Annotated in this window: 13 protein-coding genes; 9 read left to right on the top strand and 4 right to left on the bottom strand. The window is 41.2% G+C overall.

Features of this window, described 5'->3' with window-relative positions; genetic code table 11:
* Positions 1-108: 108 nt before the first annotated feature.
* Positions 109-1,074: a helix-turn-helix transcriptional regulator gene (locus tag RTX25_RS05690; RefSeq protein ID WP_312651605.1), complete on the top strand. Its 966-nt coding sequence runs from the start codon at positions 109-111 to the stop codon at positions 1,072-1,074.
* Between the two features lie 66 nt (positions 1,075-1,140).
* Here RTX25_RS05690 and RTX25_RS05695 read toward each other — a convergent pair whose 3' ends face one another.
* Positions 1,141-2,958: a sulfatase-like hydrolase/transferase gene (locus RTX25_RS05695; RefSeq protein ID WP_312651607.1), complete on the bottom strand. Its 1,818-nt coding sequence runs from the start codon at positions 2,956-2,958 to the stop codon at positions 1,141-1,143.
* 374 nt (positions 2,959-3,332) lie between these two features.
* Between RTX25_RS05695 and RTX25_RS05700 the strand changes: the two genes are divergently transcribed.
* From RTX25_RS05700 to RTX25_RS05730, 7 genes are all read left to right on the top strand, one after another.
* Positions 3,333-3,848 (top strand): sigma-70 family RNA polymerase sigma factor, encoded by a 516-nt coding sequence (locus RTX25_RS05700; protein WP_312651609.1) that lies wholly within the window; start codon positions 3,333-3,335, stop codon positions 3,846-3,848.
* Positions 3,835-5,208 carry a hypothetical protein gene (locus RTX25_RS05705; protein WP_312651612.1) on the top strand — a complete coding sequence of 458 codons (1,374 nt, stop codon included), beginning with the start codon at positions 3,835-3,837 and terminating at the stop codon, positions 5,206-5,208. The genes RTX25_RS05700 and RTX25_RS05705 overlap by 14 nt, the downstream gene beginning before the upstream one ends.
* Before the next feature lie 23 nt (positions 5,209-5,231).
* Positions 5,232-5,474 carry a hypothetical protein gene (locus RTX25_RS05710; RefSeq protein WP_312651615.1) on the top strand — a complete coding sequence of 81 codons (243 nt, stop codon included), beginning with the start codon at positions 5,232-5,234 and terminating at the stop codon, positions 5,472-5,474.
* A 164-nt stretch (positions 5,475-5,638) separates the two neighbouring features.
* Positions 5,639-6,196, top strand: a complete 558-nt coding sequence (locus RTX25_RS05715) for a hypothetical protein (RefSeq protein WP_312651618.1) — start codon at positions 5,639-5,641, stop codon at positions 6,194-6,196.
* A 92-nt stretch (positions 6,197-6,288) separates the two neighbouring features.
* Entirely contained in the window at positions 6,289-6,852 is a 564-nt protein-coding gene (locus RTX25_RS05720) for a hypothetical protein (RefSeq protein WP_312651621.1), read from the top strand.
* Between the two features lie 537 nt (positions 6,853-7,389).
* The gene (locus RTX25_RS05725; protein ID WP_312651624.1) at positions 7,390-7,911 is read left to right on the top strand and encodes a sigma-70 family RNA polymerase sigma factor; all 522 of its coding nucleotides are present in this window, start codon (positions 7,390-7,392) and stop codon (positions 7,909-7,911) included.
* Complete coding sequence (locus RTX25_RS05730) at positions 7,895-9,244, top strand: DUF4179 domain-containing protein (RefSeq protein WP_312651627.1); 1,350 nt, start codon at positions 7,895-7,897, stop codon at positions 9,242-9,244. The genes RTX25_RS05725 and RTX25_RS05730 overlap by 17 nt, the downstream gene beginning before the upstream one ends.
* A gap of 74 nt (positions 9,245-9,318) precedes the next feature.
* Here RTX25_RS05730 and RTX25_RS05735 read toward each other — a convergent pair whose 3' ends face one another.
* The 3 genes from RTX25_RS05735 to RTX25_RS05745 form a co-directional block, all read right to left on the bottom strand.
* Positions 9,319-11,370, bottom strand: a complete 2,052-nt coding sequence (locus RTX25_RS05735) for a thioredoxin domain-containing protein (RefSeq protein WP_312651630.1) — start codon at positions 11,368-11,370, stop codon at positions 9,319-9,321.
* Positions 11,371-11,390: 20 nt separating this feature from the next.
* Entirely contained in the window at positions 11,391-12,782 is a 1,392-nt protein-coding gene (locus RTX25_RS05740) for an exonuclease domain-containing protein (RefSeq protein WP_312651633.1), read from the bottom strand.
* Between the two features lie 552 nt (positions 12,783-13,334).
* The gene (locus RTX25_RS05745; RefSeq protein ID WP_312651636.1) at positions 13,335-14,057 is read right to left on the bottom strand and encodes an N-acetylmuramoyl-L-alanine amidase; all 723 of its coding nucleotides are present in this window, start codon (positions 14,055-14,057) and stop codon (positions 13,335-13,337) included.
* A gap of 152 nt (positions 14,058-14,209) precedes the next feature.
* Here RTX25_RS05745 and RTX25_RS05750 point away from each other — a divergent pair, with 152 nt between their 5' ends.
* Complete coding sequence (locus RTX25_RS05750) at positions 14,210-14,914, top strand: transposase (RefSeq protein WP_312651638.1); 705 nt, start codon at positions 14,210-14,212, stop codon at positions 14,912-14,914.
* Positions 14,915-14,918: the final 4 nt, after the last annotated feature.

The following is a 14,918-nucleotide window of genomic DNA, read 5'->3' on the forward strand; positions in this document are numbered from 1 at the left end:
ATATAGAGAGAACTGCAAAAAAATAAGAACTCTTCTATTTCAAAGGGATATACTTTATAATACATATGATTTACAATAAGAACATAAGATTGAAAATGAGGGATCCGCATGTTTATCAGCTACAATTTGATACAGTTTGGAGAAAAACTGAAAGAAATCAGAAAAATCCTGGGACTCAGCCAGGTGGACATCCAGAATCTGGCCGGTGTCAGTTCTGATGCACTAAGAAGAATTGAAAAAGGAGAAGTCATTCCAAGATATGAGACCCTGGAACTTCTCTCCTCCATATATAAGGAAGACCTTCTGGAGCTTCTTAAGAATGCCAGAGTAAACAGACTGCTCACGGAATATCATGACGAGCTGGATGACATCATCACCACTTATGATGACCAGAAAATGAAGAAACTTGAGGAAGACATCAGAAAGAGCTTTACCGGAGAGAATGAGTCTTCCATCGTAAACCCTAATGAAGTCATACAGTTTCTCCTGCTCATAAGAGGGGCATCGCTCTATCATTCAAGATTTTCCAGTGACCATAAAGATGCAAGAAACATCCTGACTGATGCGCTTAAGCTGACCATACCCAAATTCAAACTGGTCGACTTTAAAAACTATAAATACAGCTACATCGAGCTTCGAATTCTGCTTCTTCTGTCCATACTCATCGCTGAGGATGAGGAGGTTCCCCTAAGCACAAAGATTCTCTACTTCATCCTGGACAGACTAAGAGGCAGTGTCACTGCCAAGTACCAGAATTTCCTGATCATCAAGATCTATACAAACCTCTGCTACAACTTCCACCTGGAGGACAACCACAGAAGAGTCATTAAAGTAGCCAAAGAAGGCATAGATTACTGTCTGAGCCAGGAGACCACCCATGGTCTGAATTCTCTTTATTACCGGAAAGGGATTGCGGAGTACAAGATGAGGCATAAGACTTACAAATCCTCTCTCTTCTCTGCCTTCTTCATTCTGAAAATCACAGAGAAACAGGACCTTTTGGACATCTATCTGGAAGTGACAAAAGAGCAGTACGGAATTGAGATTCCCGAAGAATTCTTGAAAAGCAAATGACGCTCCAAAAGGAGCGTCATTTTTTTATGTCTTTTTCTTTTTTCTTGTTTACCGGACGGACTTCTGTCAGTCCAGATAGGTGTCATTGTCTCTTTCTTTATTCACGATCTCATTTTTCAGATCTACGTCAATCTCGGACCTGCCGAAGTAGTCTCCAGTGATGATGAGATTTGAAATGAGCGGTGCATTCGCGAGGTGTTCGCGGTCGTGAGGTTCTCCAAGGATCTCTCCTGTTGCAAGGATAACCGAACCTTCTCCTTCTCTTAGAAGATTGCTGCCCATGACCTTGTCCGCATAGAGTTCTTCATCAACTCCAAGCATATATAGAAGAGTAGGAAGCATATCCACCTGTCCGCCTAAAGTATCGATACTGATGGGTTCCATGCCTGGTACATGGATGAAGAAAGGTACTTTCTTTTCATTGTCGGGTAAATCGGATTCGTGGTACTTATGGATACCTTCATGGTCGCCAAATACCACTATGGCTGTATTCTCCAGTTCTCCTCTTTTTTCCAGTTCTTCATAGAACTTGCCGAGATGATAGTCTGTGTAATGAATACTCTCAAGATATCCAGCATCATTGTTCTCGCCTTCCGGGATACCCAGATATCTGTGTTCTTCTTCTATGGTGAAAGGGGTATGGGAAGTAACGGTCATGACATAGGAGTAATAGGGAGACTCTGCTTTACCGATCTCTTTAAGAGACTGCTTGAAGAGCGATTCATCCAGGATCCCAAGACCGCTGTACCGTTTATCTTCAAATAATTCTTCGTCGATATATCTGTCGATTCCGATATTGGGGTAGACAATGTCTCTGTTCCAGAACTCTGCCATATCCCCGTGGATCGCCATGGTTTCATATCCACTTTTCTTCAGAAGTTTCGGCAGTGCAAAGTATTCATTCTCGCCGTAGCTCATAAACGCACTACCCTTTTGTGTTGGGTAAAGGCCTGTATTAAACATGAGCTCAGCATCGGAACTTACGCCTTCCTGAGTCTGTTCTTTAACATTACTGAAGCTGATTCCGTTTTTCATCAGTTTATTGATATTGGGTGTGATTTCTTTACCTTCAAACTCATAATCGAGTGCAAAGCTCTCAAGTGATTCAAAATGAACGACGATGATATTTTTTCCTTTAAGCACACCTTGAAGATCTTTGTACTGCTCATCAACATTAAAATGAGACTCGTTCATATTGAACCATCCTCTTATAGAAGCCAGTTCGTCTTCGTCAAGACTTTTCACCCGGTCCACCACATAGGAAGCCATATTAATCATGTGGTTACCTACAGGCGAGAGCATCAGTGCATGATTTTCGTAGTTTTCTATACCCACTGTCCTTCTTACTGTAAACATCTGTGTGAGCATGACAATGAAGCTCATGGCAAATGCTGTTCCGAAAAGCATTATCCTTTTCAGCATCGCTTCCTGTCCTTTTGTAAGTAAGGATTTATCGATCACCTTCTTGCTTCTGAAGAGCATAAAGAGCCATACAGGCAGGTCGAGAAAAACAAGGAAGTTAAGATTCATGAAGTATTCACTCGTACTTGCAGCAAACTCAGTACTGATGTTTTTCAGATACAGAACATATAGACTGAACAATCTGTTCAGACCATCAAAATAGGTCATGTCTGCATAGAAAAGGAATGAGTAGAATACATTCACTGCGAAAAAGTAGAACAGTTTCTTTCTTCCCTCAAAGAGGAAGGAGAACGAGACGATTACACTTATCGGCGCAAGGCTCAGTAAGCTCATGATCAGCACCCTCGGGCTCGCATCATACAATGTGACCAGAAGGAACAGGGATTTCATATAAAGTATCCCTACCATCAGCAGTGGAAGTACCCATTTGTTTAATGTCAGTTTTTTAATCAGTCGATTCATTTTCCTCACCTCGTGCATACTGCACCTATTATCTTACCTTTGCCTACATCATAACAAAATAAATCATGAATATTGTGTTTTCGACTCATGTTTAAGAATAGCTTCATGTCACCTTAAGCATTCGGAAACAATGTTCATAATTTTTACAGAATCGATTCAAGAGTCACATTTAAAGTTCAAATTTCTAACTTTCTGTGAACCTGAAAACCCTTTGTTCTGAGCGCATATATTGATATATAATAAGTCTTAACAGCTACATATATTTTTCTAGCTAATCTATAATACCATACTGAAATCATATTAAAAGAAAAAAAGTCTTAAATTTAAATAAAAATAATGGTCTAAATACTCTAACGGTTAAAGGGGGGATGATTTTGGGGATATTCAGAAAAAGACCGCTTAATAAGGAATCATATCTTACATTCATCACGGAGTATAAATCCATCATGTTCAAAATCGCATACGGATACCTTTCATCAGAAGCCGATGCCATGGAAGCAGTGGATGAGGCGGTATACCTCGGGTATGCCAACATGAAGCAGCTGAAGGAGCCGGAGTATTTAAAAACCTGGCTTACAAGGATTCTCATCAATGAATGTCATAAAATCTTAAGAAGCAGAAAAAGAGTCATCGTTTCCGGAGAAGTTCCTGAAACCAGATCAGATGACACAAGAATCTCCATGTCCCTAAGATCAGCGGTGGAAGAACTCCCCGAAGCTCTTAAGGAGATCATCATCCTCCGGTATTTCGCAGATTACAGTGTAAAAGACACTGCGGCTTTTCTTGATCTTCCTCAGGGCACTGTAGCCACCAGAACAAAGAAGGCCCTTGAACTTCTGAAGGAAGATCTCATCTCCATGGAAGGAGGAATTCGCCATGAATCCATATGAAGAAAACCTTAAGAATCTGATCGAAGATCATATCACTGAACCCACTGAACTTTCTGGTGTTGAAGACCGCTTTGACAAACGGTTCAGAAAAGAAAGAAGAAATTCTCGTATAAAAATCAGCTCTGCCGTGACAAGCCTTCTTGTGCTCTTCATGTTCATCACAGCAAATACCGATATGGCATGGGCGGAAAGTCTAAGGAAGATTCCTGTGCTCAAAGAGCTTTTCACCAGTATGATGTTCAGTTCAAACTATGAAGATCAAATTGAAGAACTGGGGCTGGTCTCTGACAATGGAGAACATCAGCTTTTTCTTCAATATGCCTTATCGGATGATAAAAAGATATCGCTATATCTTCAATTCCCTGAATACATAAAGCTGGAAGGATATGACAGGCTTGTAGTGACTGTTCTCAATGTTTACGACATAAATACCAATGAAGACTATACATCCGCCTTCCTTCCTGAAAACAGCGCTTATCCTGATTATTTTGAACATAACTATCTTAGCCTCTTCGGATTGCTGCCTCCAGGTCCAGAAATGCATTTTCCTGATGAAATGGGCTTTATACTCTCTGCATCAATCGAACATAGAGAGTTCAGCTCTACTCACGGTATGAAACTTATTAGTACAGAAGATTTAGGGGAGTTTTCCTTTGAAACTTCTCTCCAGAAGATGTCCAGGACAAAGAACAATGAAATCAATAAAACACTGACGCTTTCTGGAAACAGACTGCACTTAAATTCCATCGAAAGAAGTCCACTTTCAACAAATCTTATTATCACAGAAGACCCTGACAATACACATCGGATTACAGGTTTTGAAGGTATGTTTGTTGATGCTGAAACAGGTGCTGTAATCACTGACGATTTATCCTCTATCATGTATGATAAGGATTTTCGTATTCATAGTATAGCTTTGGGTTCTCAGTCCATGAGATCTGGAGCATACGCTGCAGATCTCATAATTACAGGTGTATACCTTCTGGACAAGCAAGCGGAATACATTACTGTAGATTTTGAACAGAAGACAATGAGTCCTAGCATTGAAGGAATAAAGTTGTCCATGGTCAGCTCCGGAAAAAAGTCTCTTTTAACTTTCCTCATAGAGAAAAATGACCCATACAGTTCTCCTTTTCATTTCAAGTACAAAACTCAAGAAGGCGAATACAAGTACCTCCCTCACGGTTCTTATAGTGGCGGTGGAAGCGAAAACACTACAGTATCCTATGTCTTCGAGGAAGAAATCCATGGTACAATCACATTAAGATTACATGGACAGAACAATAATCACTTAATACCCTTGAAAGAACCCATAGGGACCGTAATTGATGTCCCTGAAGCATTTGAACCTACTCCCTAATAAACCTAAAAGGATGTGGAATAATGTTCAATTTTGATCAGAACAGACATGTCGCCAACAGAGTCGGCCAGGAAGTGGAAATCAAAGAACAGGCCAGAAAAGAGAAGAACAGGCTGGAAATTCCGGATGAGAAAGCCAGAGACAATGAAGATTTTTCCTATAAAGCTCAGAAGAGAAAAAGACTCTGGAGAAACATCAGCGGCATCTTTGCAATTCTCGCCGTTTTATATGTTATCTACTGGTTCGCCATGAATCTTTTCGGTTAATTCACACCGCAAAGATTCGCTTATTAGAGCTAAACATTAGATACACTTCGAAGGTGTATCTTTTGTTTGATCAAGAAACACACAATTTAGAAAAGGCTCTGTATAAAATGGATACTGCGTCAAATCTGTTATTTATGTATATGTAAACATAGAGGAGGAACGATTTGAAACTCAAAAAGCATTTCATCCTGATCTTAATAATCATAACTATTTCAAGTGTTTCTGCATGCAAAGATGATGATCAGGCATTATACAGTCGAAACATAGTTGTTGATGGTACGGTGTTACCATTTTACGAAAGTTCACTGACCTATAATGCTGAATCTGAGGAGCAGATAAGAAGTCAGCTTTATTCGATTCTGAATGCGCATATCTCAAAATTTCCAGGAAATAGTAGTGATTATATCATTGTGAACCATGATGGAGAAAATCTCACTGAAGATTTTCTTGTTGATCAATTACCTTCCCATATGGAAATGCAGGATATGATAAAGAGAATCAAAGAAGATGGGTATCTTGTAGTAAACAAGAAACACTTCAGAGTAACCACCATCGAAAAAGAGATCGAAGCGCTTTTTGATGGGAAACGCCAGGTATTTCCTGAAACACTGGATAAAATAATTGAAGACAATATGGATGCTTACGAAAGTAAAGACTATGAAGCGATTAATCAGTATCTTAGGAAGAATAATATAAAAGTCTGGGATGTAATAAACAATTGATGATATAGTTTATGAAGGGTTTATTGACACCTTATCGCGTCCTATATAAATAACTACGAAACCATTATACTGATTCACAGAGGAGAAAATCGATGAAATATAAACAAAGCATTATATTAATATTAATGATCATCAGCATAATAATCGTTTCAGGATGTAAAAACGCAGAACAAACATTCTACAACCGAAATATAGTTGTAGATGGTACTGTACTTCCAATTTATGAGAGCTCACTAACCTATAATGCAGAACCAGATGAACAGATTCGAAGTAAGTTGTATTCAGTTATTAATGAAACACTCGCAAATCTTCCAGGAAGTATAGAATATGTCATCGTAACCCATGATGGAAAAGATTTGACAGATGAATTTCTAATCGAAAAATCTCCTTCACATAATGAGATGCAGGACATGATAAAAAGAATCAAAGATAATGCCTATCTTGTTGTAAGCAAAGAGAACTATAGGGTTACAACTATTGAAAAAGAAATAAAGGCTCTCTTTGCCGGTGAAAGAGCTGCAATACAGCCTGAAGTACTAGAAAAGGTAATTAAAGACAACAAAGAAGCCTACGAAAACAAGGACTATGCATCAATAAATCAGTATCTTAGTAAGAATAATATTAAAATCTATGAGAAATGGGATCTAAATAACTGATGAGCTAAAGCATCAATACTTTTGGGGAGGGCAACCAATGAAAATGATACTATCTGAGATCATTGAATCCGCTTTATTTTTTATCATTTTAGTACTTGCGGTTTATGTATTGCAATATTTCAATATTGATTTCAATTTCTTCTATGTTGTATTTGGGTTGCTTGTAATGTGGACTACTGCCAGAGTCTTTATGAGAAGAAGAAAATCCCAAAAAATGCATACTAACAATTAAAGTTGTATTCTAACATACGATGAGCTGAATGCAATTTCTTCAGGCTGACATATTATAGTCGACCGTTCCAGTATATCGTGATATATTGGAAGTGTGATAAAAACACATAATTTAACCATACTGAGTATACTGGATGAAATTTCAACTAGCGATCAGCACTGGTTACACCTCAAATTAACCAAAATCAAGGGATTCACTCGAATCCCTTTTATCATTTTCACTATTCTAAAATAATTTTAAAATAATTTCCATAACTGAAATGAAAATCACCACTTGAACACTCTAATAGGTAAAGGGGGCGAAAAATGGGTTGCTTTTCTCAAAAAGGAATAGATAAAGAAGAATACATCAGGCTCATTGAAGAGCACAGAGAAGCCATGTACCGCATCGCCTACGGCTACCTCGGGAATGAAGCGCTTGCCCTTGAAGCCATAGATGAAGCGGTATATCTTGGGTATGCCGGCAGAAAATCCGTAAGAGAGCCTGAATATGCCAAGACATGGCTTACAAGGATCCTCATGAACGAGTGCTGCCGTATGCTGAAAAAAAGAAGTTCACTTACTTTCTACGAAACCCCTCCAAATATCGAGGATGAAACCTCTGAAACCATATCCCTACCCACAAAAATCGCCATCCAGTCCCTATCTGAGGAACTGATGCAAGTCATTATTTTAAGATATTTTGCAGACATGACCATCAAAGAAACTGCAGCTTTTCTGGATGTACCAGAAGGCACAGTATCAACCAGAGCCAGAAAGGCACTGTCAGTACTGCGTATAGAACTCATGGACGAGGAAGGAGGAAATTTGAATGAAGAAAAGTCATGAACGTTGGAATGAATATCAGGCTGCTTCCTCTGAATACCCGGAAGAGCTCTATAGAACATCAGAAAGACTGGAAAAGCGAATAAAAAAAGAATCGCGAAAGAAGAAATTCCTCTTTACTACGATTCCTACAGCAGCAGCTGCAATGCTCTTTGTGATCATCGTAAACACAAGCATTGTTTTTGCAAGGACAGTTTCAGAGATTCCTCTCCTATCTAAGATATCGGAACTGGTCATGTACAATGAATCACTAAGAAGCGCTGTGGAAAACCGAAACATCCAGTACGTGAATTTAAAGGCAGAAAATGATGGGGTTGAACTGAAGCTTCCTTATGTCATTGCAGATTCCCGCAATCTTGTCCTCTTCCTTGAAATGCCTGATCTTGAAACCGCAGATAATGAATTCTACGATGTCAGCATAGATCATCTTACAGATCTTTCCAACGGAAACTTTATTTCAGGCGGATTCTTCAGCTATGGAGGCACCTATACTGAAGGGCAGGATTCTCTTCTGAAACTGCAGCTCGAAATCATAGAAAGTACATATCCTGGACAGAAGACGATTGAAAAGCTCCCTAAAAACTTTGAGCTCTCGGTTTCCCTCAGAAAGCTGCAGAGTATTCCAGTGAAGTATGGAGCAGAAAGCCATAAACTTCTTGCATTGGATTCATATAAATTCACCCTTAATCTGGATGATTTCAAGGCACCCGTCATATATCCGCTAAATAAAGAAGTGACCATAGAAGGGCAGAAGGTTCTGTTCAAGGAAATGATCAGTTATCCGGTACGTTCGGAAATCATCTTCGAGTTTCCTGAAGAGAACACTCATGATCTGGAACTTCGCCTTTCCCTAGTTGAAGATGGCATAAAGTCATCACTCGGTAGCTATGCTTATATTCAGAAACACTATGATGGAGTCAGAAGACAGACCATCCACATCACAAGCGACTACTTCAATCCTCCCAAATCTCGAAGCATAAGCATAGACCGATATGCCATAAAACCAAAAAACGTGGATATCAGAACCAGTATCGATATGAACAAAAAGACCATGAGTCCTGAAATTGAAGGAATTGAGCTCACGGATATAACTAGAGCGGATGGAGAGATCATCTTAACTTTCAAGGCATCTGAGCTTTATCCCTACCCCCCCTTCAGCTTCACCTTGGGAGATGAAAAGTTTATTGAAACAAATGACATTAAAACACAAAATGGTACCACCCACATTTACTCTATTACAGACGACAATTATGATACCCTGGAGCTCATTCAGGTCGCTGGACCGGAGTATACACTTGATGAGCCCATTCTCATCCCAATCCCAGTAAGTCAGTAATATACTAAATTAAAGCAAGGCTCATGAAACGGATTCAAATTCCGGTTCATGAGCCTTATTATCGTCTTTATACCTTATTTCTCTTTTTCAATAAGTTTATTGAGATCTGACAGTTCCTGAACACCTATATGACACATGAAGTTCTCGCAGACGTAGGCTGTTGTCTTTCCATCCTCCAGATCTCTCCATAGCGTAAAGAGATCTTCATCCTGCTCTTTATCTTCTGGAGAATGAACTGCAAAAGTATAATCAGGAAGGTACTGAGCGCCAAGATACTTCTTCATCTCAAGCATAGTTTCATCATCTTTCTTCCCTGAAAGCACCACTTCCTTTGGTCCTTCCACAAGCGTCATATAGCCTGTCAGAAGATATGTAAATCCCTGAGGGTCCTTCATGATTGCTCCGCCGAGGGTTCCAAATAGCCTGGTCACAATATCCCTGTACTCGGTCTTTCCTGTAATGCTCCAGAGCTTAGTCAGCGCGACTGCCGCCATGGAATTTCCAGATGGCAGTGCAGAGTCGTAGACATCTTTTGCCACCATGACAAGTCTGTCGTGGTCGCTGCTGTTCATCCTGAATACTCCATCCTTTTCATCAAGAAAATCATTAATCATTCTGTCAGCAAGCTCTGAAGCAAACCTCAGATACCCGTTATCAAGGGTTGCCTCATGAAGGGACAATGCCCCATAACAGAGATACGCATAGCTCTCAAGAAATCCCTTTTGGGTCCCTCTTCCGTTTCTGTAGGATGCGTAGAGACTTCCCTTTTCATCCATCATCTGCTCCTTGATGAAATGAAGAGCTCCTTCAGCGTGTCGGATATAGCGTTCCTCCTGGAATACTTTTCCTGCATAGGCAAAGGCTCCGATCATCAGTCCATTCCAGGATGAGAGGATCTTATCGTCCTTACCCGGCTTTACCCTTTTCTCCCGATACTCAAGCAGCTTTTTGACCATCGCTTTTCTTCTTTCATTCAGGTCTTCTGTAGGAAGATCCGGCAGATCCTGATGGATAAGGTTGATGATGTTCTTTCCTTCAAAATTGCCCTCATCCGTTATGCCATAATAAGAAGCAAACCAGGCGCCTTCTTTCTCTCCAAGCACACTCAGAACTTCCTCTTTTGCAAACAGGTAGTACTTGCCTTCTTCTCCTTCACTGTCCGCATCCTCTGCGCTGAAGAATCCTCCTAGATCCGCAGTCATCTCTCGTAGAACATATTCCATGGTATCCTCTGCGATTTGACGATACAGTTCTCTTCCTGTTGCCGCATAACATTCTGCATACACTTTTATGAGCAGTGCGTTGTCATAGAGCATCTTCTCAAAATGAGGAACCAGCCATTTCTCGTCCACAGAGTATCTGGAAAATCCATAGCCCACATGATCGTAGATCCCTCCCTTGTACATCCCCATAAGCGTTTTTTCAGCAATCTCCATAGCCACAGGATCTTTTTCCTTTTTCCAGTATCTCAGAAGAAAGAGAAGATGCTGAGGAGTCGGAAACTTCGGTGCCTTGTTGAAACCGCCATAGATGGGATCGAAAGCCTCCTTGAGGGTCATGAAGCATTTTTCGAAAACCTCAGGAGAGATCTCCCCTTCCTGATATTCCGATACCGTCTCGGAAACTACCTGCACGGCATTTTCTGCTGCTGAAAGGATTTTGCTTCGTTCATTTTTCCAGAGCGCACTGATATTACTGATCAGATCTCTGATCCCCATGTGTCCCGGAGGCGGATTCTTCGGAAGATAGGTTACCGCATAAAAGGGCTTGCCGTCGCTTGTCATGAGGATGTTCATAGGCCATCCTCCCTGCCCGGTCATAGCCTGACAGAAGCTCATATACACATGGTCCACATCGGGTCTTTCTTCTCTGTCCACCTTGATGGGAATGAAATGCTCATTGATCATTTCTGCCACTGATTCGTCCTCAAAGGACTCCTCTCTCATGACATGACACCAGTGACAGCTTGAGTAGCCGATGCTTAAGAATACCGGCTTATCCCTCTTTCTGGCATCTTCAAAGGCTTCTTCTCCCCAGGGGTACCAGTTGACGGGATTATGGGCATGCTGCTGAAGATAGGGTGATTTTTCATGAATCAGGCGATTGGTCTTCTTTTCATTGTCCATTCTTAATTTCCCCTCCATTCCTAGAGTGACAGACAGTTGATCATAATAAATCCTGAAAGCTCCTCTTCTGTGATGATGTCGATCTCTATTCCCTTTGCTTTCATTTCCATGGCTTTCTTCACCTTTGTTCCGTAGTTGCCGAAGCTCCACTCCCGGCTTCCCTCTCCACCCACAATGAGGACATCTGTCTTCCTGGTCACTGTGCTGCATACAGCTGCCCCGCACCTTTCAAGAAGTGCCGCAATCTGTTCCTTGGAGCCGCTCACAAAGTTGCCAGTGAGGCAGATGGTCTTCCCGGTAAAATCAGAGCATTCATTCCCTGAATTTTTCACAGGGTCGATGCATTCATCAAAAATACGCTTAAGTGCAGCATAGCCTTCCCTTGTTTCATGGATCAGTATCCTTATAACCTGACTTCTGATTTCATCATAGGGATAGACTCCTGAAAGAGACAAGTGCTCATCCATCCAGCTTTTCAGGTGGATCAGCTTTTCCTTTGTCAGCTCCCCGCTCACAAGGATCCCTTCCAGCATGCTTTTGAAAACCTGAAGATCGGAAGTACTTCCTGAATAAGCGCCGAGCTTTTCTGACTCATCCTCAATATCCGTCGATAGAGTCGTAAGTATATGAAGCTCATTTCGAGACACGATACCGTCGGACAGAATCTCGTCGATGAGGGGAATGATCCGGTCAAAGGGTGTGCTTTTTCTGTATTTCCTGTAGGTTGTGACCCAGTGATTGAGCCTGACCATTTCCAAATCATCCACCACTTTGTCTGCAGCAAATCCCCTGATGAGACCAGACAGTTCGTTCAGCGCCTTTTCACTCTTTGCCCGGTCCAGCTTACCCACAGTTTTTTCTGCATTCATCCGGTAAAGACCGACATCCTCAAGGGTGATTTCATGCCTCTCTTTTAGACACGAAAATAATCCGTGACAGGCCAGGGCATCATCCAGCGCATTATGATGATTCAGAAGATCCACATGGAAATAGTCACACATGCTGTTCAGCCGGAAACTGCCAAGCTCGCTGTAGAATCTTCTTGAAAGCTTCATGGTGCAGAGGCTGAAAAGCTCTGGAATTTCCTGCCCGCATCCTGATATGCACTTTGACAGTACATTAAGATCAAAGCTCGCATTATGGGCAATGAGTACATTATCCAGGAAGTAGCCTGAAATCTCACGCCAGAGCTCCGGAAATTTCGGCTGCCCTCTCACCATGGACCTTGAGATTCCATGAATCGAAACATTGAAGGAATCGAAGGAATCTTCAGGATCAACAAGGTAATGCCGGGCAAAGACCACCTCTCCCTTTTCTACCCTTACGATACCGATGGAACAGATGGAATCATTTTTTCGGTTGGGTGTCTCAACATCGAATACAGTATAGGTATCCACATAACGTTTATGCATACTTTTCCTCCCCGCTGTCTGAACCAGTCATTTAACAGCATAGATCATCTCTTATTCCTATTTTAAGCTATTTGTAGAGAAGATAAACACAAATCTAGAATAATTAGACCAGATTGACTTCATCCTTCTTGCCAGTCAGACTGTTTACACCGCAAGATATGCTTGAGCCTCATAAATATTGTTAATTTTATAACCATGTCGACTCTCTACAACTTTCTTGCTTGAGGCCATAAATGGGCTTTATATGACGATTACAGAAAATATTATCGACAATATCACAAAAAAGTGTTTACGTCGCTCGCAAATCGTGTTAATATATTAACAAATAGGTTACCAACAAGCCTATTTCATATGTATCTCCCTAACACATACATAGAAGCAGAAAAACCTCTTCCTTACATCAGGAGAGGCTTTTTTGCGTATGCAGAACTATTCATCGTAATAAGGAACAGCGATTTATCAGTATCACCGTTCCTTATATTCTTTATTTTTTGCTGTGGCTCAGACAGTTAAATGAGACCACTATTGAATGCAACTTTCCGGAATCAGGGCTTAACAGAATTTTATGAACCCCTCAAATCCTTCATTAAGTAGCCTCAGCGCCAGAATCTCCGCATTTTCCTTCTTTCTGAACGCACCCACCTGAACCCGATAAAGTTTCTCACTCTCATCTTCTTTGACTGTTTCTTCTGCTTGAGTTCGGATCTGAAGTCCCATGAATCTGACAAGAGCATTGACATAAGCTCTTGCCATGGTTTCTGTATTCTTCGTCATCCATTCTGAAATAGCGGGATGATCATGAAAATTTGTTTCCATGAGAACCGGTGTCATGCCAAGCTTTGCAGGAACCCTGATTTCACCATAGCCTTTCCCCTGGAAAGCAGCCATCCCGTCTACAAGGTCCTCTGACCTGTTGCTTTTTATGGGACAGATACTGTTCAGCTCCATGACAAGATACTCAGCCAGGAGTTTCGAGTCAGGTCTTTTCGGGTGGTAAAGCGCAACAGCACCTGAGGCTTTACCTTTCCCTCCAGCATTGGAATGGATGGCTAGGTAGATATCGCAGTTTTTCCCTTTCGCCTCTTTTGGCCTTCCCTCAGCTCCGATATCAAGAGACAGCGTCGCAAGATGCGTCTCACAGAAATACTCCTCATCAAGAATATTTTTGATGCGCTTTGAAAGTTTAACCATTTCTTTCTCTTCATTTGTGTTTCCTGTGGCATAAAGATTACCTGGCTGCCTGCTTGGAGATAGATAGATTTTCGCTTTTCCCATAAGTCACGCTCCTGCCTCATTATTTAAGCATTTACTGCCTTCTATATGAACATATGCTTAACGTTCTGAAAAAGCTCAGTAAATTTATGGGGACGGTACTTGAATTTTGTTTTGAGGTATGTTATATTCTTTATGGAAAGAAGGTGAAACGGTTGGCAAGACAGGCAAGAATTAAAGATCCCTATGGGACTTTCCATATTACACAGTCCGGCGGAAAGAATCGTGTTCTCTTTGAAGAAGACGACGACCGGAAACATTTTCTGGAAATCTTAAGACGGGCTCAGACAAAGTTCCAGTTCAGGCTGTATGCTTACTGCCTTCTGTCAGACAACACCTACCATCTGGTTCTTGATCTTAACGGTGCGGACATGAGTAAAGTCATGAAGAGCATCAATATCGGATACGCCATGTATCTTGATACCAGGGAGCCCCTGTTCAAGGACAGGTATAAAAGCACTCTGCTCGAAGATACGACCAGCACCGAAAACGTCATTAAAAAGATCCATGAAAAAGGTGACAGTGAAACCATCTTTAACAGCTTCTGCACTTACGACCTGAATAATCCCCTTAAACTGGATTGGGTATCTCCCCTGACAGGTTTAAGTAAAAAATCTGAAGAAGAAGACTGCAGAAACTGTATCGAAACCATAGACGAAGCACAGAAGAAGCTGCTTCAAGTGACCCTTGAAAGAGGAATGAGCTTAACTGAACTCCTGAAAGAGAAGGAACTGAGAAACGAGCTGATTCTGAAATTCAGAAAAAACTCCACCCTGTCCCTGAAGGAACTGGGCAGCCTATTTGGAGGACTTTCTGAATCCAGCATCTGCAAGATTTTAAACACAGCATGTGAGAAGTAAGGCA

Origin of the sequence: Proteiniclasticum sp., from assembly GCF_032054185.1 — a bacterium.
Taxonomy (GTDB): domain Bacteria; phylum Bacillota; class Clostridia; order Clostridiales; family Clostridiaceae; genus Proteiniclasticum.